The sequence below is a fragment of the Endobacterium panacihumi genome (assembly GCF_050847465.1).
Classification (GTDB): Bacteria; Pseudomonadota; Alphaproteobacteria; order Rhizobiales; family Rhizobiaceae; genus Neorhizobium; species Neorhizobium panacihumi.
The window spans coordinates 1,831,733-1,855,337 of the sequence record NZ_JBOZRA010000001.1; the positions used below are offsets into that span (position 1 = coordinate 1,831,733).

Genomic DNA, 23,605 nt, shown 5'->3' on the forward strand with positions numbered 1-23,605 from the left:
GCAGCAAAGCCGCGCTTCTCCACCGCAGTACGAAACGTACCATGTGTAAAAGACATAAGGCGCTGACGGAGGAGTCAACCCCCGGTGATCTCTCAGAATTTAGGGATCGCTACTCCAAGGGCGCGGCTGGCTGCGACAACCGTGTTTGCCATCAGCATGGCGATGGTCATCGGACCGACGCCACCGGGCACCGGCGTGATGGCATTTGCCAATTCCGCGCATTCGGCGAAGGCAACATCACCCACGAGACGGGTTTTGCCCTCCCCCTTTTCAGGGGCCGGAATGCGGTTAATGCCGACATCGATGATGACAGCACCGGGCTTCACCCAATCCGCCTTGACCATCTCGCTGCGTCCAACGGCCGCAACCAGAATATCGGCATTTCTGCAGATCAAGGCTAAATCCTTGCTGCGCGAATGCGCCATCGTCACCGTGGCGTTGGCGGCCAGCAGCAGCAGCGCCATCGGCTTGCCGAACAGATTAGAGCGGCCGATGACGACGGCGTTCAAGCCGGAGAGATCTTCGCCCAAAACCTGCTTGACGAGAAGCATGGAACCGGCCGGCGTGCAGGAGACGAGGCCGGTTTCGAAATCACCGGTGGCGATCTTGCCGGCATTGACGACATGCAGGCCGTCGACATCCTTTTCCGGCGCGACCATCTGCGTCACCCGCTCGCTGTCGAGATGTTTGGGCAGCGGCAGCTGCACGAGAATGCCGTGAATGGCGGGATCGGCGTTTAGTTCCTGCACCAGCGCCTCAAGCGCTTCCTGCGTCGTGTCGCCGGGCAGGCTGTGCTGGATGGAGTTAAAACCGCATTGTTTGGCCATGCGGCTCTTGGCGGCGACATAGGTGTGGCTGGCGGCATCGTCACCGACGATGACCACGGCGAGACCGGGGCGCACGCCTTTTTCACTTTCCAGCGCAGCGGAAGCTTGCGTGACCGTGGCGATGACCTTTTCAGCCGCCAGTTTGCCGTCGATTACCGTTGCCATGCGCGCCTCGCTTCCCGAAAGTTCGTGAACATTGCCTGAGCAGAAGGCGTATGCTGGGAAAAGCGGCGAATGGCAAGCTTTGCAACAGACAAACGGTACGCCATTCACGACGTCGGGGCGCGACGTCGATGGGACGGGATCAGCGCTGACCGGCGGCGCGTCGCTCGTTAAATTCGGCCACGCGTTCGCGCAGCGACATGATATCCTGACGCAGTGCGGCCGTCTTGCGCGTCTCTTCTTCGGCCTCAGCGTCATAATGCGGCTCGATGGCGAGACCACCCGCCATCACGGCGCTGACCAGCGGCGGCAGATATGTCTGCGCTTCTTCTTCCCTTATCCGGTTGGCAAGCAGAAGTTCACGGACCCGATCGGCAAGCGGCGTGGCGCTGTTGGCAGCGACCGGATAATCATCAAACTGTTCTTCGGTTTCGATACGGCCTCCAACGCCTACATCATAAACGCGGACCCGGCGGGTTTCGGCCGCCGCGGGGACCGTGGCCGGCAACTCCGATGGTTCGACATCCGCAGACAAAACTGCTGCCGGCTGCAGAAGATCGATGTCTTCGTCCTCAAACAGATCGAGATCCTCATCCACCTCGGAGACCGGTTCGAACAAGTCGTCGTTCTTGGAGCGGCGCGGCAGAGCAAAGGCAAGCATCAGCCCGAAACCCAGCCCCAGCGCCCCGCCGATGCCGGACAACATCCACATCGGCCAGCCGACCGCTCTGGCGGAATCCGGGCTTGCCGCACTGGCGGTCGTTGCGCTGATCGGACCGGAAACGGCAGCGGCATCGAGACGCTGGGTGGCGGTCAGATAATCCTTGCGAGCCTTTTCGGCCTTTGCCTGCAGATCGGCCAGCGCCTTGGCCTCCGGCGATGCCGGTGCGGCGGCCACTTTCTGCTGGCGTGATTTCAGGTCGGCCAGCTCGCTGGTCGCGGTCTTTTCCTGCTGCTTCAGCGAGGTGGACAGGCGCATCAGCGCTGCATCGATCTTGCCGCGCGCCTCGTTGAGGGCGGCCTGCGCGGCCTGAAGGCGTGGATGGCGGGGGCCGAGGCTCGCCGACAGCTGATCGACCAAAATTTTTGCATCCACATGCACCTGGCGCAACTGGTCGATGCCGGAGAAATCGAAGGCAGATGACAATGGCTTCGTCAGCACGTCAGCGGGAGAGGTTTCGGAAACGGTTTTCAATTGTTCGGAAAGTTGCGAGACGGATGCCTCCAGCATCGCGATTTCCTGCGCCAGCATCTGGCGTTCTTCCTCAGCCCGCCGCAAAGACCCCTGATCACCATTTTTGGCGAGCGCCTGCGACACCGCTTGATCAGCATCCTGCATGGCGCGTTCCAGGTTCTCTGCCTGCATACGGGCCGAGCGCACGGCCGCACCCGACAATTCCCGCTGATAGGTTTCGGCGATCGCACGGGCGATGCGCGCGGATTTTGCCGCATCACCGGTTTCGACGGATATGACGATACGGTTGCCATTGGCATCCGGGCTCGCCTTGAAGGCGTTTGACAACCGGTCGCGCAATTGCGCATCGGCGGCGGACACCGTCATTGCCTGGCCAGTCACGATATCTGAAACGATACCGAGGGCGCTTGGTGCGGCGACGGCGAATTCCGCATCACGCGCCAGATCCAGCCTGCGCACCATGCCATCAAGATTGGCAGCCGAACGTACCGCCTTGCCGGCTTCCGTTATGGCACGCTGCCTGTCTGCCTTCGACAAGCCGGGCGCATCGATGCGCAATGTCGTTTCGACTGCATGTTTGAGCGAATAGTCGTCGGCGAAAAAGACCGGAGCCGCAGCGCCCGCAATGACGAACACCGATGTGGTGAGCGCCAGAAGCACCTTGCGTGCCTTACCGCCGCCCGTTTCGCTCAGCGGGTGCGTTGCCTCGATATGTTCAGGTGCAAACATTTTGCCGAACCGCGCTTGTCCAAGATTAAGACATGCTAAAGTTTTCTGGCAAACAAATGGTTAACGGATCAGAGAAACGCACCATATTAGCGAGATTCTACACGCCGGATAAATTAAGAGTTGCGGTCGCCGAATGCCGTGCCGGCCATGACCATCAGGCCGTTATGATGCAGCGCCAGCGCCTGTTCGAACCGCAGCTCTTCCTCGTAACCGGCGGCATCGACGATCACCAGATCCGGCGCGGTGGCGACGAGGCCGGGGACAACACCATTGACGGCGATACCGCTGCCGAGATCGGCTGCCCGGACGACGGAAAAGGCGTGCCAAGGGGCATGTTGTGCAAAACGCTCGCGCGCCTGCTCCAGCCGTGACAGCTTGGCGCCGACGAGTGCGACATGCCGGCGTGGCAGGAATGTCAGCAATGCGTCCGTAAACCGCAGTGCATCGAAGCTGGCCTTGAGAGGACCATCGCCCTGAAGGCGCGCGGTCACGGCCAGCATGCGGCTTGCCGGAAGCAGGACACGCCTGCCGAGCACGGCGCGACAGTCAGCGTCGACGGACAGGCGAAAAGCCGTTCTGCCATCAATGAAGGAAAGCGCCTGCGGACCATGCCGCAAATTGGCGACGGCCTCGACATAACCAAACGTATCCGTCCAGTCCATATCGCAGACGGAGACGCCGAAAAGGCTGCGAAGCTCGGCCGGATGGCTTGCATCGATCCATTCCCCCTTCGCCTCGAGACGCGCGAAAAGGCTGAAATACGCAGGTCGGGAGATCGGATAGGGAATGGGTCGCATTGTCGCCATTTCAAGCCTGTGAACGCATGGTGAAATACGTATCACGGGTTGATGAAATCGCGTTTAAGCGAAGCGGCCCAATGCGATGCTATATTTTAAGAGATGGTTAACCAACGGGATGTGGCGTCACTGAAAGACGATCCGTCCGGCTCGTCTTTAACGCCGATAATCGTTAGTGACCGCCACCGGCAGGTGCTGCAACCGGCGTGCCTTCGACGATCTTGGTCGGAGCAACCTGGTTCTTGGCCGAACGCGCGGTATTTTCGCGGATGTCTTCCTTGCCGAGATAGTCGATCTGCTCGACCATGACGTCGGTCACGGTGCCCTCGCCCATCTTCTGGTTCAGGCCTTCCTTGATCTTCTGCTTGAAGGCTTCGAGCTGGAAAGCCTTGGTATTGGACAGGTCGATCATTTTGTTGCCGACGAGCAAGGTATAAAGCTCGTCGGTCATCATTTCCGTCAACGGCATCTGGGCGACGACATGCATCTTTTCCTTCGCCATCAGGAAGGAAATGCGGGTGATGAAATAGCCGTTGACTGCACCGTTGGCGAGCAGCGGCACGTTGATCACTTCGCCTTTCACGACCTGCATGTTGGCAAGGCGCTGCGCCTCTTCATCGAGCGGCGGCGGTGGCGCCGACGCCCTGACGGAGAAGAACACGGCGCCCAGCGTGACCACGCAGACCCAGAGACCGGTGAGGATGAGCTTGACCATCAGGCCTCGCTATAAAGGAACTGTTCCTGCGTATAGGTGCCGTCGCCGTCGGCATCGCGCACGGCATTCTTCAGGAGATCGGCAACCGTACGCACGGCATTAAGATGGGCTTCGACACGGCGGGCATTGAGCTTGAGCTTGCCCTTCAGGGCATGCAGCTGCTCGACGTGGTTGGCGGCCAGTTCCTTGGGGTCGGCACTGCGGAACAGCATGGTCAGCTCATAAAGGCAGCGGCTCTTGTGGGCATTCGAGACCTTGAAGTCGAACTCGGGATCGTGGCCGATCCGCTGGTTTTCGTTCTCGATAATCATCTCCAGGCGGCCAAGAACCGTCTTGATGCGATAATCACTGGAAACCACTTTCATATGTTCCATTCCTGCTGTCGTCATATCAAACCTCCCCCTTCTTCATTTCTTCCGTGTTCAGCGTCCGGCGCTGAAAATCCTCGATCATGCTGGTTGCACGGGCGCGGTCGTCCTCATCGGTCTGGACGTTGAGGGCCTTCTTGGCATCGAGGCGATCGAGCGCCTGCGAATACATCTGCTCGGCAATGCCGACGCCACCCCTCTTGGACATGGAATCGGCGATCTGCTCCGACATCATGCTCTTCCAGAACTCACCCGCAGAACCCTTGCCGTAGACGTTTTCGCTGTCGCTCGGCATCATCGTGTTGACGAAGTTCTGCAGGATCGTCGCTTCGAACTTGCGATATTCCTCCGGCATCTCGGCTGTCCTGGCGGACTTGTCGACGCGGCCCAAACCGGCCTTGAATGCCGTCGTGTCGAGTGCGGCACCAAAACCTGCCCCTGCTTCCGCGAGACTGTTGGCGGCAAATGCAGCCTTGTTGGCCTTCAGCTTGGCCTGCGCTGCCTGCACGTCCACCGGGTCGGCGGCGCGAAGCACGTCAAGCACGAGGTCGCTTGGAGGAGATATAGCCACGTCAGCTCCTGAATTAAGAAAACTTGGAGCGGACTATGCGGGGTGAAGCTTGCTGCAGGCTGGCGCAAACTCCAAAAAGTCAAATTTAGACGGAAAATTCCGCAAAAACTGATAGATGGCAAGTATTGTCGTCAGTAGGACTTCGATCCGCCGGTCGCGAGCGTGATCTCCAGAAGGTCGTAGATCGCGTTGTCGTCCTTCTCGCGATCTTCGTGTACCCGCGCTTCCTTCATCTGATCCTCAAGCCGGTCACCCTTGGTGCGTTCCTTGAGAACGCGCACTTCCTGTGCCTGCTGGATGCCGGTCAGCTGCTTCTCGCGCACCATCAGCCTGCCGAACCGACTGGCGTAATCCTGCGAGAACTGCATGTGGACCGGTGACATCGAGCCGATCGCCTCGATCACCCGTTCCTTGGACTGATTGACCTCGACGATCTGTCGACCTGTGGCCGCGAGTTCGTTTTCGGCCATCTTTTCCATGTGCCGCTGCAGATTGACGAGGCGCTTGAGCTTTTTCGATCGGGTCTGTTCGCCGCCGGCCATGGCCCGCTCCTCAGAATGACGTGAAGACCGGCACGAAACCGTCGGCAAACTGCCGCACCATCGCGCCGATGGAAAGATAAAGCAGGAACAGGCCGCCGAACAGCAGGAACGGCGCCGAGATGAACGATACCGGCACCTGCGGCGCCAGCTTGTTGATGAGACCGATGGCGATGTTGAAGATCATGCCGAACAGCAGGAACGGCCCCGCAAGCCGCAGCATGATCATGGTCGTGGCACGCAGCGTATCGGCCAGCGTGATCAGCATCTTCTGCGGCTCGATGATCGCACCGACAGGCGTGACATTGTAGGAATCGACCAGCGCACGAAACATGATGTGGTGGAAATCCAGCAGGAACAGCAGCATCAGCCCACCGAAGCTGATCAGGTTGATCAGCTGGTTTTCCGGGAAATCCTCGAGAATATCGCTGCCACCCGGTGCGTTGAAACCGATCGAAAGACTGATGATCGTACCGGCGAACTGCAGCCCGATGACATAGATGCGGGCGATCAGCCCGTAGATGACGCCGACAAAGGCTTCCGATACGACAAGACCGACATAGACCGCTCCAGGATTGGCAACGCGCGGATAGATCGTGTCCCACAGGACCGGCATGATCGCCATGGAGACGGCAACGGCCACCAGCAGACGAACCTGAACCGGCAGCCGCGCGCTGGAAAAGCCCGGCATCGTCATCATGCAGGCGCCCATGCGGCAGAAGCACAGGAACAGCGTCAGTATGATGCCTTGCGCGTCTATCGGACCGCTGAACATGGTGACTTCCTTGATGACGGTTTTGGCGCGGCCCTTTTCGGCCGCACGCCGTCACGAGATGGCGCCGAGAATCTTGATCTCCAGCCCCTTGGCCAGTTCCACATGGGAAAGGACCGGAAGCGTTGCGAACAGACGCTCGATGATCATGCGCACATAGGAGCGTGTTTCCGGCGACGTGACAAGGACGAAAGGCAGGCCACGATCCATGAATTCACGGATTGTTTGGCTCGCCTGCTCGGAAAACTCTTCCAGCGCGCGCGGGTCGATATCGAATTCGATGACTTCGCCCTTGGCATCACGCTTGAGGGCCTGGTGGAAGATCATGTCCCATTTGCTGCCGAGACGCAGCACGCGCAGCACGCCATTGTCGGCCAGATCGCCGCAGAGCTGCTGCGACATGCGCACTCGGACATGCTCGACGATCTGTTCGGTCTTACGCACATGCGGGGCGAGTTCCGCGACCGCTTCAAGGATGAGATGCAGATTGCGGATCGAGACGCGCTCGGCGAGCAGCAGCTTCAGCACCGCCTGCAGGCCTGAATAGGACATGTGCGACGAGCAGATCTCGTCGGCCAGCTTCTTGTATTCCGGATCCATGCGATCGATGAGGATCTTCAGGTCCTTGTAGGAAAGAAGCTGCGGCAGGTTGTTGCGGATCACTTCCGACATGTGGGTGAGCACGACCGAGACGTTGTCGATCGGATGGAAACCTTCGCGCTTCAGATCTTCGGCGAAGTTTTCCAAAATCGCAACGGCCGGCATGCCGAAGGCTGGTTCGCGGATCTCGTCGCCCGGAATGGACGGCTTGCGACCGGAACCGGTGACGACGATGACATCGCCGACGCGCAGCGTGTTGGACGCGATCGTCGTGCCGTGGATGCGGATCTGGTAGGATTTTTCCGGGATGGAAATATCGTCCGCGACCTTGATTTCGGGAACCACGAAACCGTACTGGCTGGCAAACTTCTTGCGCATCTTGCCAACACGGAAGGCCAGTTCCTGATGCGCGCCGAGCAGACGCGTGGATACCTGCTTGCCGAGCGCCAGTTCGATTTCGGCGGTCTTGAGGGCCGACTTGACGCTGTCGCGCTCGGCTTCCTTGGTCTGGACCACCTTCTTCTCTTCGGTTTCGCGAAGAAGGGCATGTTCTGCTTCAAGCTGGCGCGGAATATACCAGGCACCAAAGCCCAGAGCGGCGCCAAGTGCGAGGAAGGGCAGCATCGGCAGGCCCGGCACCACGGCCAGAACCGCCATGAGGCCAGCCGACATGCCAAGCGCACGTGGATAACCGCCGAGCTGTTCGGCCAGCGCTTTGTCGGTCGGGCCTGACGTGCCGCCACGCGACACGAGAAGACCGGCGGCCAGAGAGACGATCAGCGCCGGGATCTGCGAGACGATACCGTCACCGACCGACAGTTTGACGAAGACGTCGGCAGCCTCGGTGATTTCCATGCCGTGACGGAAATAACCGATGATGATGCCGCCAAAGATGTTGATGGCGGTGATGATGAGGCCGGCGATCGCATCACCACGCACGAATTTCGAGGCACCGTCCATGGCGCCGAAGAACATGCTTTCTTCTTCCAGCTCGGAACGGCGGCGCTGCGCCTCCTTCTCGTCAATCGTGCCCGAAGCAAGGTCGGCATCGATCGACATCTGCTTGCCGGGGATGGCATCGAGGGTGAAGCGGGCGCCGACTTCCGCGATACGGGTGGCGCCCTTGGTGATGACGATGAAGTTGACCGTGACCAGGATCAGGAAGACGATCAGTCCGATGAGGAAGTCGCCCGACATGACGAGGGCCGCAAACCCGGCGATGACACCGCCGGCGGCATCATGTCCCTGGTGACCATGGGAGAGGATGACACGCGTCGTCGCGATGTTGAGCGACAGGCGCACCATCGTCGAGATCAGGAGAATGGTGGGGAAGGACGAGAAGTCCAGCGGCTTCTGGATCCACAGTGCCACCATCAGGATCAGCACCGAAAACGCGATCGAGAAAGCCAGCCCGAGGTCGATCAGAAAGGTCGGGATCGGCAGGAAAAGAATGCACAGGATCGCGATGATACCGAGCGCGAGGCCGATATCGCGCCCGTTCGGGGCTACCTTCGGAATGGACAGTGCAGGTGGTTGCGCCATGGGTCTTCCGTCTCTTCATGAGAAGGCGACGGGATACACAACCCCGCCAGTTCACCATGCGTCTTAGAGAACGAAGCTTGCGCGAGGGTGGCTCAGCGTAGCGCAAAACCAGTCAATCAGAAACCGGACTGCACGCGTGAAAAGACGAGTTCGGCGAAAAGATAGACCTGACCACCGATAAAAGGGGCCGAAATGGCGATGGTCAGCAGAATGGCAACGATCTTCGGAACGAAGGTGAGCGTCATTTCCTGGATCTGGGTCAGCGCCTGCAGAAAGGCGATGCCGACGCCGACGATCATCGCCGCAAGAACGGCGGGGCCGGAGGCGATCAGGACTGTCCTGATCGCCGCCTGCAGGATCTCCAGGGCGTCGGCTTCATTCATCGGAGCTCTCCGGGACCGCGAATCATCTGCGATCTTAACGTTGGCCCGTTTTATCCCCGCCCGCTTAGGCCGTCGAGGGCTCTTCTTCGAGCGGTAGACCGGTTTCGGGGTCCGTCACGACAGGGATAGTGACGGTATCTTCCTTACCGTCCTTATCCTCATCGACAGGGGCAATGATCTCCCTGTCGGAGACGACGACACCGGCCTGCCACAGAACCTTGTCGCCGGCTTCGGTGATGGCGATGATGCCATCGGCGTAAACCTGGACTTCCTTGACCTTGCCCATGGTCTTGTCGTCAGCACTCATGATGTACCTGCCGACGAGATCACCTGCCTTGGTCAGCGCCTCGGCCTGCAGCATGCTCTTCAGATGCTTGTTGGTCTGAATGGTCTGCTCGACCTGCGAGAACGACGCCAGCTGAGAGACCTGTTCCGACGCATCCATCGGATCCGTCGGGTCCTGGTTCTTCATCTGCGCGACCAGCAACTGAAGAAAGCTGTCATAGTTCAACGAGGCCTTGTCGGCATCGGCATTGGACGCACCGGCATTGGCCCATGGGTTGGAAGCCGTGGCAGTATCAACCTTGGGCGTTACCACAGAGGCTGCTGGGTCTACCGCCATGGCGCGATTTCCTTGCGAATGGTCTCGACCATTGCCGGGGCGATCTCGTTGTTGTTGAGGATCCGGTCTTCGGTCGGATACAGGCTGCGGATGGCCTTGAGGGCATCAAACGCACGGCCGGAAGCGACCATGGCATCGATACGCTTCAGTTCCGCCAGGACTTCGGCGTCCTGGAAGCAGGTGAGCAGCATGGCGATCGACTTCTTGAACATCGCCATCGACTGATCCTTTCCTTCCGGATTGATCAGAATCATCTGGGCGATGAAATAAAGCTGACGCAGCGGCGTGGTGGCATCCTGTGGCTGCAGAACATGGTTTTCGAGAAGGAACGTGACGTCGTTCAGGAATTCCAGAGCAACCTTACGATCGACGCGCAGGACCGCACCATTGATGAAGATTCGTTCGCCGGACTTGAGCGAGATACGCAGAGTGCTTTTCATTTAATGCCATCCCTGATGATGGTGGTTACGTCGATAATGCCTTGGAAATTGTCAGACTGGCGTCTTCTGATCTTCTCGCATTCCTTCAAAATCCAGATGGCGATGGAGATCAGATTGGCCCGCAGTTCGGTATTCAGCTCGTTCTCCGGTTGCCGCAGGTCTTCGATGAACCTGATCCAGACGCGCCTTGTGTAGAATAGCGCCTCGACCGTCGACCGGGAGTAGTCCTTATCTGCACGAGCGGCCTGAAGGAGTTCGATCGAGCGATCGAGCGTCTGCCGTTCACGCGCTTTGGCGTCGGCGACGTCATCCTTCATGATCTCGGCATATGAAAACTGGAACATTCATGTACCCTTTATTTTCAGATACTTACCTTTTTTCATCAAAGGTAGTTGACTAGGCTTAGCTGCTGGATCCTTGAGGTCAGGGTGTAGGATGCTTCCAGGAGAGACTGCAGCGCGCTGACGCGGGTGGATGCCTCATAGACATCGACGCCCTGCAGCTCGTTGATATGTGTTTCGATGATAGACTTCTGGTCGGCCAGAGAATCCGTTGCCTTGCTGACCCGTTCGGTCGAAAGGCCGATGCTGGAACGCTGGTCGTTGACGCCGGAAATCGCCTGGCCGATCGCCGCGGTCGCGCTGTCGGTCACGGCCTTGCGGGTCTGTTCCGGAACGTCGTTGGTCAGATACTTGGCCGAAATCACCGAGGCGAAAACGAAGCTGCGGAAACCCTGCTCGTTGGCGTTGGTCGAGGTATCGACCACTTCCGTGGGGCTGATGCGCGTCGTGATGTTGGAATCGCTGGCGCTGGAGACGTTGGTTGACCAGAAAGTATCGTCGTTGAACTGCGTCTGGAGATCGTCCAGGAACGACTTCATCTGGGCCGGCGTCATGTTCTCCGGGGCGGGATACCCCTGGGCGACGCGGAAATCATCGACAGCCTGGCTGAGAGCGGAGTTTTCGTCGTAGGCCAACATCGGCTTGACGTCGCTGTTGGTACCGGAGAACAGGTATTCACCACTGACCGACGTATTGGCGACGTCCACGAAAGAATTGAGCGCCGAGGTGATCGTCGAACGCGCCACGTCGAGCGTGGTCGAGCTGCCGCTCAGGCCCACCAGCGAATCCATGACGTTCTGGCTGATGTCGGCGAGCTGCGAAAGCGCTTCCTCCGACGATGTCAGGCGCTGCGTCGCGATCGAGTTGGTGGTCATCTGCGATTCGATACGCAGCATGTCACGGCTGAGATCAAGGCTGCGGGAGGTCTTGGCGCCGAGTTCGACGCCGAGATCGGCATAGACGCCGGTCGTGACCTCTTCATTGGCCGTGGCCAGGTCTTTCTGCGCTCTTGCCATGGTCTGCAGGAGCGCCGTCTGTATGGAATGCGTGGAGCTAAAGGAGGTCTTCATGATCAACCCGCTGCGTTCAGAAGTGCACTCAACATTTCATCGATGGTGCTTACGAGCTTCGATGCTGCCTTGTAGGATTGCTCGATGTCGAGAAGCAGCGAGAGCTCTTCATCGAGGCTGACGCCCGTCTCGCTGGACAGGGCTTCGGCGGCGCGAGACTGCATTGCCGATTTGGTTTCGGTGGCCGTGGCCGACGAACTGCGCAGAGCTTCCAGCCAACCGGTCGAATCCGACGCGTAAGACATCAGGTCCTTGTCGGTGCCGCCGGATGCGGCGTCAAAGGTCTGGCTAGCCTGCATCATCCCGACATACCTGTCGAGAAGCGAGGAATAGCTAGAGTCGTTATTGGTATTCCATTTGTAACCGGCATCGTTGATACCGCCGTCACGGAGCAAAGTTGGCACACCTGTCGGGGGCGTGAGTGCCGAACTGACCATGATCCGGGCGCTGAGGCCGGTCGAATCCGCATCCGAAGGAACGTCGAACTGCTCGGCGCCGCCCTCCTTGTAGGTGAAAAGCCCGGCGACCGCACCGAATGAGCCGGCAGGATCGGTCGGCAGGACCTCGGCAAATGCCTTGACCAAGCCGCGTGCCATCTCGTCGAGCTGGCTCTGATAGGTCACAGCGACGCCGTCGCGGATCTGGCGCAGCGCCTGCAGCGAACCGCTGGCATTGGTATCACCACCAACGCCCGCCTTCAGTTCCTCACCGTCGATGGTGATCTTCTGGCCGACGGTGTCGGCCGTATAGGTCGTGGTGGCGGTGAAATCCACTTTGCGCGGAATGGTTTCGAACAACGTCGTACCGTCGGTCGTGTACAGCGCCATATCGTTACCGGCGCGAATGGTCGACGAAATGCCGACAATCTCGGAGATCTGCTTGACCAGGCTGTCACGCGTATCGAGCGCGTTATTGTCCTGGGTGCCCATCGCCGCCGCCTGCATGATGGCGGTGTTGGCAGTCTCGAACTGACCAAGCAGGTTGTTGAGCTTGTCGACCTGCGTCTTCATTTCCGCGTCAGCGCGGGCGCGGATGGCCTGAAGCTCGTTGGATGTGGTGTTCAGAGTATTGACGACATCCTGCGCCGACGAAACTACCGTTGACGCAAGTGTCGATTCGCTGGGCTTTGCTGAATAGGCGCCGATATTGTTGAGCAACGCCGTCATCTTCGCGCTCATCGACAACTCGTAATCGTTGCCGCCGAGCAGGCTGCGGATCTCTTCGAGACCCGTAGCCAAGGTCGACTGGCCGCTGGCCAACGACGTGCTGGTGATAGACTGTCGCAGCAACGGCTCGTTCTGTTCGCGCGAGATCGTTGCAACCACCGCTCCATTGCCAGAGCTTGCCAGTACCGCAGTCCGCTTCGCATAGTTGGCGTTCTGGGTATTGGCCATGTTCGTCGACGTCACCGACGTTTGTGTGCCGGTGTTGCTGAAGATCTGCTTGGTCGTTGAAAGCGCTGAACTAATCGACATCTATCTAACCTTTGCGGGTATCATTCCCGCGGTTTATCTCTTCAGGTTGACCAGGGTTTCGAGCAATTCGGAACCGGTCTGGAAGACCTTGGAGTTTGCGGTGTAGTTGCGCTGCGATTCGATCATGCTCGTGAGTTCGTCACCGATCTCGACGTTGGAATTTTCCAGAGCTTGGGAAAGGATCGAACCGTAACCGCTGTTACCGGCGTAGCCCATGACGATGACGCCGGAGTCATTGCTCTGCGAATAGACGTTGCCTTCGCGCGGCGTCAGGTTGTTGGGGCTCTGTACGCTTGCCATCGCGATGCGATAGGCGGGCATGGACTGGCCGTTCTTGTAGAGAATGGAAACAACACCATCCTCGCCGATCTGAACCTTGTCGACGGCGCTTGCCGCCTGGCCGTTGATATTGCCCTTGATCGAATAAGGTGCACCGAGCTGGGACATGTCACTGATATCGATGCTCAGGCCGTTGAGTTCGGCTCCGGCAATGGTGAGACCTGCGGTGGAGACTAGGCCGCCTGCCGGAGAGGTCAGCTTACCGGCGGCATCGAAGGTCAGGGTCGCTGCCGGACCCGGCGTCGTGGCCGGCGGTACCGGCGGATTAAGCGAATGAACGGTGCCGACTTCGTCCTTGTAGCTGATGTCGAGCGTCCACTCATTGTCAGCGGTCTTGGTGTAGGTCAGGTCGAGCAGGCGCGAGTTGCCCTGGCTGTCATAAGCGACGAGCGAAGACGACTTGATATAGCCGTTCTCTTCGCCAGCTGGAAGGTTGCCTGAAACGACGCCCGTCGTTGAAGGCGTGGAGCTCATGCCGCCGGCCTGGACGTTGACTTCCTGCAGGCCATCGAAACCGTTGATAACGATGGTCGGGTCCGTGGTCGACGAATAGGGGTAGCCCATCAGCGTGAAGCCGGCCGAGTTCATCAGCGAACCATCGGGCTGAACTTCGAAATTGCCGGCGCGGGTCAGGTAGTTCGAACCATCGGCGCTGTTGACGATGAAGAAACCTTCGCCGTTGATGGCAAGGTCCGTCGTCGAGGTCGTGTAGGTGAACGAACCCTGATCGTTGATCGAATAACGTACCGTGGTGTTGACGCCACCCGAATTGTAGGAGCCGTTACCAGACGGCAGGATCATCGACGAGAATTGCGTCGAGGCCTTCTTGTAACCGACGGTGCTCGAGTTGGCGATGTTGTCGGCAACCGTGCTGAGCCGGTTCGCCTGCGCATTCATCCCGGACACACCCGTCCGCATTGTTCCGTAAAGGCTCATCTCAAATCCTCGTTTTGCCTATGCTGACGACCCTAGAGGACGGGCCTTGCGTGAAGCTGTCTGTTTTGGCCTTTGCCGCAGGTTTCGATCACCTCGAACCTGCCTTTCGAAAAATGAAAAAGGCCGGCATCCATTTTCGGATACCGGCCTTTTTTAGAGTATTTTAAAGAGCTTAGCTCCAGTCGATGCAGTAGCCGAGGAAGCGTTTGGAATCGACCGGGTCGAAACCGAGCTTCTTGCGAAGCTTCTTGCGAAGCTTGCTGATATGGCTTTCCACGACGTTCTCCTCGACCTCTTCGTCGAAGATGCCGTAGATGGCGTTGAAGATCTGGGTCTTCGAAACGCGACGGCCACGGTTGGCAATCAGATATTCCAGAATGCGACGCTCGCGACGCGGCAAGGCAAAAATTTCGCCGTTGATTTCCGGGTCACGTCCATCGGAGAAGACGCGGATCGCGCCGACATCCGTATGGGTGGACAGTGCCTTCAGGCGGCGACGGATCGCCGCTGCGCGAGCCAAAATCTCGCGCGGATGCACCGGCTTGCGCACCACGTCGTCGACGCCGCTGTCGAACAACGCAAGTGTTGCTTCCAGCGAGTGCTGGTCGCTGACCGCGATCACCGGAGCCTGCGAACGGTCGCGGATGGCCCGCGGCAGTTCGAGCGCCCGTTCGCTCTGTCCAATCAAAAATGCTTCTACCGCCGCAATGTCGGTATCCGCTGCTGTGTTGACCCACTCACCGAACTCGCTAGGATCAAACCCGGTAGAGGGCACACCCTCACGACCAAACAGGGATGTGTATCCCTCTTTCACCAGTTCACGTTCATCAACCACTACGATCATTCGTCCGCCTCCGAATCACTGTGGCACCTCGATGGAGCAATGGATACGAATCGAGCGAATCCCGAACAACTGGGTAAAATTAACCATAGAATTTAATAGTTGATTAAGATCGGCCTCGCGATTTGCACTACATCTAGTAGGCTACCCAAAACAAGCCACAAAATTTTAGTGGAAAAAGTTAATTATCTCTAAAATTAGCCTTGCATGACACAATGAGGCCAAAACAAGAACATCGGCTTCAACCGCTCAAATTCGATGACGGTCAATCAACCGAAAATAGTCATCCACGGCAAAATTGGGAGGCGTTTCCGGTCCACGTGCCGTAGCCGGTTGCAACCAGATTGGAGATAACACGGCAGACATACCGCTTCTGGGCGGGGTCGTTATTGGGGCCGGCGTGGTATCTTGCTACCGCCATCGTCCATGTCTCGTGACGGTTATGCAGGTTGCTGAGAAACTTTGCGGCATACTCTACGTTGAGGCGCGGATCGAACATCTGCTCTGCCGAAGCAAAATTTTCACCGTGAAAATGATGGTTGATCTGCATGCAGCCGATGTCGATCAGCTTCACACCCTGGCTGCGCGCTTCGCGGAATTTGGCCATCGCTTCCTGTTGGCTGGGCGCGAAGAAGGCTTTTCCTTCGATGTTCATGGCATAGGGATAGAGGCTGCCCTTGCGCCCGGTTTCCGTCAGCCCCACCGAATAGAGAATACCTTCGGGTATGCCATATTTGGCTGCCGCTGCCTGAATCTGCGCTTCGCATATGCCGGCACCGGCAGCAGGCGGGACGGCCGCGCTGGCTTTCGGGCGGGTGACGGAAGGCGGCTGAATGGCGGCTGGAACGGGCTTTGCCGCCTGCACTGCAGGCGTCGGCGCCGAATAGAGACCGGCAGCGCGAGCGACGTCAGAGATAGAGCTGCTCAGGGCGAGCGTTGCCAGCAGCGACAGTGTCGGATACCGGTTCATTCGTGCCCCTTGCGCTTTCGCCCGTTGTTGACTGTTGATTTGGCTGATCCTGGCCGCGACCGGCACCAGCACCATTGCCCTGGCGCCCGTCATTCGCCGCCTGCTGCTGCGCAGAGGCCTGGCCTGATTGCTGCCCCTGCTGTTGCTGGCTGGACGTATCCGACTGGCTAGTGGACGCCACGCTGATGGTGACCTGATCCACCGAGAAGCCCTGAGAACGCAATGCCTCGATCATACCAGAACTGTCATCGTTAAGCTGGCGATAGGCCGCGTGATTCTCGACCGTCAGATGAACGTTCAGCGTTTCACCGGTGAGCCGCAGGGTCGCCGTCACCGATCCGAGATCATGCGGGTTCAGCTGCAGTTTCAGCGTATTGACGACATTGCCGGTGCTGGATGCCAGAGGATCGCCAAGCGACGCGCCCGATGTCATCGCCGCGGCCCAGGTCTTGTCATCGGACATGGCAGCCGTCAGAGCGGCGCCATTGGCACTCTGGCCGAAGCCGAGGAAACGGCGCGAATCGAGCACGACGACATTTTCGGCATTGCCGTTGCCGGCAGCCTTCGCTTCGAACCCGACATTGCCCTGTTCATCGGTGCCGATCTTCATATCGAGGCTCTGGCCGGTGCCACGCCCGGACGAAAGCCGGAATGTGCGCTCATCAACCAGGGCCGCATCACTGTCGCTGGACATATCCAGAGCATCGGAAGCCTTGGCAGCGGCGGAGGCCTGCGCAGAGCGACCTTCCGTTGCAGAGCCGACGGTCTTTTCACCACGGGTTTCGCCGCGTTCGCGAACAGAACCAGTCTGACGCGGCGACGCATTGGTCACGAGGTCCGCACCCGCGCCGCCCGCCAGCAGCGACAGAACGTCGCTGAGGCCCGCCTCCGTGGTCTGCACGGCGGCATCATCCGCATCAGCGAGCTTTTCGTCGGCTTTCGACGTGGTTTTCTCAGCCGTTTCCGCCTTCGTGTTCTTGGAGCCGGTTGCTTCGGCCTTGGAATTTTTGGGGTTCGCGAGCGCTGCCGAGACATCATCGACATCAATGACAGCGGTCTTCTTCTCGCCGGCAGCCGGCTTTTCGCCGAAGACGTCCTTGACGGAGGTGCTGGCGCGACCGGGATTGGCAGACTTGTCGAACAAAACGCTTGCCGTCAGGTCCAGCGCGCTGCGCCCCTTTGGCGAAACGGTCTCTTCACCGCTTTCCGCAGCGGTATCCCGAGCTGCGCCATCGGTTTCGGTCTTGCTTTCATCACGCTGTCGGGATCCTCCGGCGGTGGAGAGCGCATCGGAAAACCCGCTCTTCTCGCCATCCTTGCCCTGCTTTGCGGCCAAGCTCTTCCCCGCACCGGTCGCGTCAGACGCGCCGGTCCTCGCCGTCACCTCAGCATTGATCATTGCAAAGTACCTTCTTCCTTCAGCAGATCGTCGATCGCATTCAGTGTCGAACGGCCCCTATCGACATAGGTCTGGAAGTCAGCATCGTACTTCGTCGCACTGCCGGCCGGTGTTGCACCGGAGGCAGAGCCTGATCCGCTCACATCATTGGCGGACGACGCAATTTGAGAGACCGCGTCTTGTGTTGGGGCGATAGTGGCCCCGCTGTCTTGCGTGGGGCTTTCGCCCCCCTGATTTTCAGAGAGGGTTTGTTTCTCGGCCGCGTTTTGCGCCACGGGCGGGCGCACCACGGCGTCGGCGATGGCCTGTGCGGCCGCACGCAGCGCCTGGTCGGCGGGCGACAGATTGGCCTCGGGCAGATCCGTGATCGCCTTCATCGCATCGCCGACCTTGTCGCTCGGAATATTGGCCATGCCGCCATACAGGCGTGCCAGTTGCTCCGCATTGCGGTCATCGGCGCCACCCTTGATACCCGTCGCCTGCTCGGAGGCATAACGGGCCAGATCGTTCTTGCCGGCAATTGCCGCCTGACGCGCTATGCGCAGATATACCTCGCGCTGACGGTCGGCATCCATGAAGGCAAGCGTGCCTTCCACGTCCGGCGCGGTGATTTCCTTACCGTAATGGCGAACGACCAGAAGCACGAACAGATCGGCGAATTGGCTGGCATAAGGCGAATGGACATAACGCCGCGCATATTTGCGCGCATAGGCAAGCCCCTTGTCGACGAGGTCGGCTTCGACAGTGATCGATACGGACCGGCGCAGCGCCGCCTCCTCGACGATCGTGCCGGGCGCGGTCAGTCGTGCCCAGTCATAAAGCTCAAGCGCTTCCAGAGGTGTGTTGGTGACAGCGACATTGCCCGCCACCAGAGCCAGATAAGGACCGATCCGCTCGTTCCTGTATTCCGGGACCATGGCCTTCAGTGTATTGGCAACCAGTGTGCCCTGCCCGCTCAGATATTTGCGCAGGATATCGGAAACACGATTATCGAAATTGCCTGCGACATCGCGCGAAACGAGATATTCGAGCGTGGACGGATTGCCGCCGCTCATCGCGTAGATCAGTGCCGCATCGACATTGCGCGGATCGGAATAGACCGATGGATCGACCGAGCGCAGCCGCCTGTCGATCGAACCGATCAGGTAACGCTGCATTTCGCCGGCGGAATGATCGCCGGCCACCACCGTATCCTGTACGAACTGCAGTGACCGCAGCATCTGGTAAGGAGCAAGGTTCTCGCCGTCCTGCTGCGCGGCGGCGCCTTGCAGCGAAACAGCTGCAAATGCCACCGAAGCCAGCCATGAAAGACGATGCGGAAGGCGCGCCATGATTATCCCTTATCCGCCTCGAGCAGGATTTCGATACGACGGTTGGCATCCGCGAACGGATCATCCGGCACCTGCAGGCGACGGTCGGCGAAGCCGGAGATCTGCTTGACGCGATCTTCCGCAAGGCCACCCTTGACCAGCATGAAATAGGCACTGTGCGCACGGGCAGACGAAAGCCGCCAGTTGTCGTTGCCTTCGGTGGTGAACGGACGTCCATCGGTGTGGCCGCGGATGACAACGTCACCCTTGCGGTCCTTGAGGATTTCGCCGATTTTTTCCATGGCCAGCACCATTTCGCGGCGCGGAACAGCAGACGACAGGTTGAACATCGGCGCATTGCTCTGGTCTGAAATCGTGATCAGCATGCCGCCTTCTGACGGCGTCACTTCCAGACCTTCCGCAAGACGGCCGGAAATACCGGCAATCTGCTGCTCGATAGCCTCACGCAATTCATCTGCCTGCTTTTTTTCCTCGGCGGTCGACTGCGGCTCTGCAGCATCCTGCTTTACCGTCGCAGACTCGGGACGCACTTTGGCGACAGCCGTGGCGATCTCCGTATTGGCAGGCTTTTCGGCCTGGCCGGCCGTCGGCTGCGGTGTTTCCGGCAGCATCTCAACGGGTTTCGACGGATCGACAGGGACTGCCGCACTCACCTGCTGCTGCGCTTCAGTGGCGGCCTCGGTTTCGGTCTTGGCCGTTTCGGTTTCCTTGCCTTCGGCGCGGATCACCTGAATCTGCTTGGTCCAGAAATCCGGATCGAAGGGATCACGATAGGCCTCACCGCCATCGGCGCCGGTCGCCGGGCCGGACGTGGCAGCACCGCCCTCGCCCTTGGCGCTGACATTGGCCTGCTGACCGACTTCCTGGGCGATTTCGGCGAGAACCGAATACGGATTTTCGAAGAAATCGGCTTCCGAGTAATTCTGCTCTTCGCCGGCGCTCGACGTGAGATCCTCGCCGGTGGCGGCTGCCGAACCGACGGTCTGGCCTTCGTCCGCCTTGACCTGCGAACGATCCTTCTTCTCTTGACCTTCCGAGGTGTCGACAGGCTTTTCCAAGCCTTTCTTGGCCGGCGTCTCGTCAGACAGCTTGATCGGATTGAAATAGCTGGCGACAGAGGCCTTGGTTTCCTCGTTGGCGGCATTGACGAGCCACATGACCAGGAAGAAGGCCATCATCGCCGTCATGAAATCCGCATAAGCGATCTTCCAGGCACCGCCATGGTGGCCATCGTGGCCGCCGCCGTGCTTCTTGACAACGATGATCTCGTTCTTGCCGTGATGATGATTATCGCTCATCCGAGCACCTTTCTCAGGCTTGCCGCCCAGGCCGAAAGCCGGGTGACCAGCACGCTGCCGTCGATATCGACCGACAGATCGAGATCGTCGGCTGCGACATGACGCAGGACCGGCGCTTCGGAACCGAGCGCCGCCTTCAGTTTTTCAAACATTTCGCCCGGACCCGTCACGGTGATCGTGCCGATATCGCCATCGAACATGGCCTTGCGGATGAGATCCGCCAATTCGTCCACCGCCTTGCTGGCCAGCGATTCTTCCAGGAACGGCACCAGCGCGCCGGCAGTCTGTTCGCCGACGACGGCGGCAAGCTTGCCGGCGATGCCGTTCAGGCCCGCTTCTATTCTTTCGGCAGCCTGCACTTCGCACCGCTCGCGAAGCGCGGTAAGCTCGGTAGCATAAGCCGCCTCAAGCGCCTGCCTTTCTTCCGCCCACTTGGCCTCAGCCTCGGCGCGCCCAGCTTCGTACCCTTCGGCATGCGCTTGCGCACGCTCGGCCGCGATATCGACGGCAGGTTCTTCCTCGACGGCTGGAAAATCGAAATCATCGGCCATTCCGCCGAGATCGAATTCCGGCGTCAGCATGGCGGGAGCCGGTTGCGGCTCGCCAAAATCCTTGAGGTAACGGGCGATCGACGCGCTCATGCGTGTACTCCGTGAACTTTGCCCTGAAATCCGGTCGAACCGCATGCGCATGCGGAAAAAGACCGGGAATTCGCCACTGCAATCATTGCGCTGTCCCGATTAAGAGCGGATTACCGCAACGCGGCAAACGCGCCTCGTGCAGGTAACTTTTGCGGCAACCTAGGCAGTCAAACTTGTGCGAAAATGAAGGTGCTGGACCGCGACAGGGCAAAAGCGCGGTCCAGCGTCGCCGTTGCCGATGACCGGGGCTCGGCGAAAAAAACCTTGATAAGAAGGGAGGCCGGCCGCCTCCCCCAAATCGCCTTACTGCTGGAACAGCGTAAGGATGTTCTGGGCGTTGGTGTTGGCGATCGAGAGCGCCTGGATGCCGAGCTGCTGCTGGGTCTGCAATGCCTTGAGCCGCGTGGATTCCTCATCCATATCCGCATCCACCAGACGCCCGACGCCCTTGTCGATCACATCCATCAAAGTCGAGACGAACGTGTTCTGGAGATCGATACGGCTGCTGACGGCGCCGAGGTTGGCGGCCGAATCCGTCAACTGCTGCAGCATCGCTTCGACCGCTTTCAGCATGCCGTCGATATCGGTGTTGCTGGTGGTTTCGTCGAGCTTTACTTCATCCGCGCCCGTAGCGGGCGTTCCTGCATTGATGAGATAGAAGGTTCCGGCGGCGGTGCCGGCTTCGTCGGTCACTTCCCAGCCCTTGGTCAGAATGCCCCGGTCGGCGTCTACCGTATCGATCATGACCGATTCGGCCGCATTGTAATTCAGCGTCGTCAAAGACACGGACCCATCGGTCGAGCGGTTGAAGGAGGCAACGATCTCCTTCGTCGGCATGCCCGCGGTAGCGGTGTTGTAGAGCCAATTTTCGCCGGAAAACGATGCGGATTCGGCGATCGAGGAAAGCTGGTTCTTGAGCTCGGAAAGCTCCTTGTCGATCTTCGTCTTGTCGACGCCCGGTTCACGCGCCGCCGTGATCTTGGATTTGATCTCCATCATCACGTCGATGGCGGATTCAAGACCCGTATACGCCGTGTCCGTCTTCGCGGCACCGAGGCCGAGGGCATCCTCGACGGTTGCCAGAGCGGAGTTGTCGGAACGCATCGTGGTCGCGATCGACCAATAGGCAGCGTTATCTGCCGCGGTTTCAACCCGGTAACCCGAGGAAATCCGGTTCTGCGTCGTTTCCATATTGGCGTTGATCGAGCGCAGGGTCTGCAGCGCCGCCATGGCGCCGGTATTGGTAAGAATGCTGGTCATCTGAAAAAATGCCCCTGGAGGAGTACGGGACATGCCGGAGCGGTGCCGGCAACGTGCGGAAGCGTCATGCTCACCGGTCAGACATTTGCCCTGTTGACCGGCCCGTACGTTCTTAAACTACGGTTAACGCTAATATGGTTAATGACCTGTTAATGCAATAGGGCTTTTTAACCTTGATTAAACAAGGGTTAAGCTTCGCACCAGTTTCGCGCCCGACGGCGCGAGAAAAACGCGAACCCGCGCAAGCAAATCCCCTCCGGATCCAATAGAAAAAGGCCGCGCTGGATGGCGCGGCCTTTACAATTCTCAATTCTGGCCAGCTTACTGCTGGAACAGCGACAGGATGTTCTGCGAAGCGGAGTTGGCGATAGACAGAGCCTGTACACCCAGCTGCTGCTGCGTCTGCAGAGCCTTGAGGCGGGTCGATTCCTCGTTCATGTCGGCATCGACGAGCTTGCCAACGCCGGTTTCGATGGAGTCCATCAGATCGGAAACGAAGGTTGTCTGCATATCGATACGCTTGGTGATCGAGCCGACGTCGGCCGCAGCGTCGGTCATGTCCTGCAGAACAGTGTCGATGGCCTTCAAGGCTTCGTCGAGTTGTGCCGCGGTTTCCATGCCGCTGACATCGAGCGACATGACCGAGAAGTTTGCCGTCGTGCCGGTGCCGGTAGAGTCGGTGTATTCGATATGCTGGGACAGAAGCGCACTGCCGGAGCTATCAACCTTGCCGTCGCCGTCGACGTAGATCAGCGAGGACTTCGACGTGTCGAAGTTCAGGGTCGTCAGGCTGACGCTGCCTTCGGCGTCGCGGTTGAACGAACCAACGATCGACTCGGTGCCTGCGGGGGCATCGTCGCTGTGGTAAACCCAGTTTTCGCCCGAGAAGGAAGCCGACTTGGCGATCGACAGAAGCTGATCCTGCAGCTGCTTGATTTCCTTTTGGACCTTGTCCTTGTCAACGCCCGGCTCGGAAGCGGCGGTGATCTTGGACTTGATTTCGTCGACGACGTCGATCGAGGATTCCAGAGCGGTGTAGGCGACGTCGGAAGTTGCGGCGCCGAGGCCGAGAGCGTCCTGAACGGTGGAGAGAGCCTTGTTGTCCGAACGCATGGTGGTTGCGATCGACCAGTAGGCAGCGTTGTCCTTGGCCGTTTCGATTTCGTAACCCGAAGAAATGCGGCTCTGGGTGGTTTCCATGCTCGTGTTGATCGAGCGGAGCGTCGAAAGGGCTGCGATGGCGGCGTTGTTCGTAAGGATGCTGGTCATAGACTGATGCCTCTCAGTGCGGACTGATTTGATAAAACGAACTCCGGTTCTACCGGCAAGTGGTGAGCTGCATCATGCTCGCCCCGACTGATCGTTCAGCCCAGAGACGCACCGCTTGAGTAAGATCAATTAACCATAACGTCCTTAACGAAGAGTAAATCGCCCACCCCAAT

24 protein-coding genes are annotated in these 23,605 nt (G+C 59.2%); all 24 read right to left on the reverse strand.

Annotation, left to right across the window (positions count from 1 at the left end):
• Nucleotides 1-92: 92 nt before the first annotated feature.
• Entirely contained in the window at nucleotides 93-992 is a 900-nt protein-coding gene (gene folD, locus ACRQ1B_RS09165) for a bifunctional methylenetetrahydrofolate dehydrogenase/methenyltetrahydrofolate cyclohydrolase FolD (RefSeq protein ID WP_432293278.1), read from the reverse strand.
• A 139-nt stretch (nucleotides 993-1,131) separates the two neighbouring features.
• Entirely contained in the window at nucleotides 1,132-2,913 is a 1,782-nt protein-coding gene (locus ACRQ1B_RS09170) for a GumC domain-containing protein (protein WP_432293279.1), read from the reverse strand.
• A gap of 113 nt (nucleotides 2,914-3,026) precedes the next feature.
• Nucleotides 3,027-3,710 (reverse strand): hypothetical protein, encoded by a 684-nt coding sequence (locus tag ACRQ1B_RS09175; RefSeq protein ID WP_432293280.1) that lies wholly within the window; start codon nucleotides 3,708-3,710, stop codon nucleotides 3,027-3,029.
• Between the two features lie 172 nt (nucleotides 3,711-3,882).
• Nucleotides 3,883-4,425 carry a hypothetical protein gene (locus ACRQ1B_RS09180; protein ID WP_432293281.1) on the reverse strand — a complete coding sequence of 181 codons (543 nt, stop codon included), beginning with the start codon at nucleotides 4,423-4,425 and terminating at the stop codon, nucleotides 3,883-3,885.
• Nucleotides 4,425-4,790, reverse strand: coding sequence for a hypothetical protein (locus tag ACRQ1B_RS09185; RefSeq protein WP_432293849.1), 366 nt, complete (start codon nucleotides 4,788-4,790; stop codon nucleotides 4,425-4,427). The genes ACRQ1B_RS09180 and ACRQ1B_RS09185 overlap by 1 nt, the downstream gene beginning before the upstream one ends.
• A 25-nt stretch (nucleotides 4,791-4,815) precedes the next feature.
• Nucleotides 4,816-5,364 (reverse strand): rod-binding protein, encoded by a 549-nt coding sequence (locus tag ACRQ1B_RS09190; protein ID WP_432293282.1) that lies wholly within the window; start codon nucleotides 5,362-5,364, stop codon nucleotides 4,816-4,818.
• Between the two features lie 131 nt (nucleotides 5,365-5,495).
• Nucleotides 5,496-5,906: a hypothetical protein gene (locus tag ACRQ1B_RS09195; protein ID WP_432293283.1), complete on the reverse strand. Its 411-nt coding sequence runs from the start codon at nucleotides 5,904-5,906 to the stop codon at nucleotides 5,496-5,498.
• Between the two features lie 10 nt (nucleotides 5,907-5,916).
• Nucleotides 5,917-6,678 (reverse strand): flagellar biosynthetic protein FliR, encoded by a 762-nt coding sequence (fliR, locus tag ACRQ1B_RS09200; protein WP_432293284.1) that lies wholly within the window; start codon nucleotides 6,676-6,678, stop codon nucleotides 5,917-5,919.
• Between the two features lie 51 nt (nucleotides 6,679-6,729).
• Entirely contained in the window at nucleotides 6,730-8,817 is a 2,088-nt protein-coding gene (gene flhA, locus ACRQ1B_RS09205; RefSeq protein ID WP_432293285.1) for a flagellar biosynthesis protein FlhA, read from the reverse strand.
• Nucleotides 8,818-8,933: 116 nt separating this feature from the next.
• Nucleotides 8,934-9,200 carry a flagellar biosynthesis protein FliQ gene (gene fliQ / locus ACRQ1B_RS09210; protein WP_132272673.1) on the reverse strand — a complete coding sequence of 89 codons (267 nt, stop codon included), beginning with the start codon at nucleotides 9,198-9,200 and terminating at the stop codon, nucleotides 8,934-8,936.
• 64 nt (nucleotides 9,201-9,264) lie between these two features.
• The gene (gene flgD, locus ACRQ1B_RS09215) at nucleotides 9,265-9,822 is read right to left on the reverse strand and encodes a flagellar hook assembly protein FlgD (protein ID WP_432293286.1); all 558 of its coding nucleotides are present in this window, start codon (nucleotides 9,820-9,822) and stop codon (nucleotides 9,265-9,267) included.
• Nucleotides 9,813-10,262, reverse strand: coding sequence for a flagellar biosynthesis repressor FlbT (gene flbT / locus ACRQ1B_RS09220; RefSeq protein WP_432293287.1), 450 nt, complete (start codon nucleotides 10,260-10,262; stop codon nucleotides 9,813-9,815). Before flbT ends, flgD begins: the two co-directional genes overlap by 10 nt.
• Nucleotides 10,259-10,606 (reverse strand): flagellar biosynthesis regulator FlaF, encoded by a 348-nt coding sequence (flaF, locus tag ACRQ1B_RS09225; RefSeq protein WP_432293288.1) that lies wholly within the window; start codon nucleotides 10,604-10,606, stop codon nucleotides 10,259-10,261. Before flaF ends, flbT begins: the two co-directional genes overlap by 4 nt.
• 38 nt (nucleotides 10,607-10,644) lie before the next feature.
• A complete protein-coding gene (locus tag ACRQ1B_RS09230; protein ID WP_432293289.1) occupies nucleotides 10,645-11,673 on the reverse strand; it encodes a flagellar hook-associated family protein in 1,029 nt (342 codons plus the stop codon).
• A gap of 2 nt (nucleotides 11,674-11,675) precedes the next feature.
• Nucleotides 11,676-13,148, reverse strand: a complete 1,473-nt coding sequence (flgK, locus tag ACRQ1B_RS09235) for a flagellar hook-associated protein FlgK (protein WP_432293290.1) — start codon at nucleotides 13,146-13,148, stop codon at nucleotides 11,676-11,678.
• 33 nt (nucleotides 13,149-13,181) lie between these two features.
• Complete coding sequence (locus ACRQ1B_RS09240; RefSeq protein WP_432293291.1) at nucleotides 13,182-14,423, reverse strand: flagellar hook protein FlgE; 1,242 nt, start codon at nucleotides 14,421-14,423, stop codon at nucleotides 13,182-13,184.
• A gap of 172 nt (nucleotides 14,424-14,595) precedes the next feature.
• On the reverse strand, nucleotides 14,596-15,267 hold the full coding sequence (locus tag ACRQ1B_RS09245; protein WP_432293292.1) for a response regulator transcription factor: 672 nt from the start codon (nucleotides 15,265-15,267) through the stop codon (nucleotides 14,596-14,598).
• A 280-nt stretch (nucleotides 15,268-15,547) separates the two neighbouring features.
• On the reverse strand, nucleotides 15,548-16,234 hold the full coding sequence (locus tag ACRQ1B_RS09250; protein WP_432293293.1) for a transglycosylase SLT domain-containing protein: 687 nt from the start codon (nucleotides 16,232-16,234) through the stop codon (nucleotides 15,548-15,550).
• On the reverse strand, nucleotides 16,173-17,633 hold the full coding sequence (locus tag ACRQ1B_RS09255) for a flagellar hook-length control protein FliK (protein ID WP_432293294.1): 1,461 nt from the start codon (nucleotides 17,631-17,633) through the stop codon (nucleotides 16,173-16,175). Before ACRQ1B_RS09255 ends, ACRQ1B_RS09250 begins: the two co-directional genes overlap by 62 nt.
• A complete protein-coding gene (gene motC / locus ACRQ1B_RS09260) occupies nucleotides 17,630-18,964 on the reverse strand; it encodes a chemotaxis protein MotC (protein ID WP_432293295.1) in 1,335 nt (444 codons plus the stop codon). Before motC ends, ACRQ1B_RS09255 begins: the two co-directional genes overlap by 4 nt.
• Before the next feature lie 2 nt (nucleotides 18,965-18,966).
• The gene (locus ACRQ1B_RS09265) at nucleotides 18,967-20,262 is read right to left on the reverse strand and encodes a MotB family protein (RefSeq protein WP_432293296.1); all 1,296 of its coding nucleotides are present in this window, start codon (nucleotides 20,260-20,262) and stop codon (nucleotides 18,967-18,969) included.
• A complete protein-coding gene (locus ACRQ1B_RS09270) occupies nucleotides 20,259-20,903 on the reverse strand; it encodes a hypothetical protein (RefSeq protein ID WP_432293297.1) in 645 nt (214 codons plus the stop codon). Before ACRQ1B_RS09270 ends, ACRQ1B_RS09265 begins: the two co-directional genes overlap by 4 nt.
• Nucleotides 20,904-21,206: 303 nt before the next feature.
• On the reverse strand, nucleotides 21,207-22,163 hold the full coding sequence (locus tag ACRQ1B_RS09275) for a flagellin N-terminal helical domain-containing protein (RefSeq protein WP_432293298.1): 957 nt from the start codon (nucleotides 22,161-22,163) through the stop codon (nucleotides 21,207-21,209).
• Between the two features lie 321 nt (nucleotides 22,164-22,484).
• Nucleotides 22,485-23,432, reverse strand: coding sequence for a flagellin N-terminal helical domain-containing protein (locus tag ACRQ1B_RS09280; RefSeq protein WP_432293299.1), 948 nt, complete (start codon nucleotides 23,430-23,432; stop codon nucleotides 22,485-22,487).
• Nucleotides 23,433-23,605 lie beyond the last annotated feature (173 nt).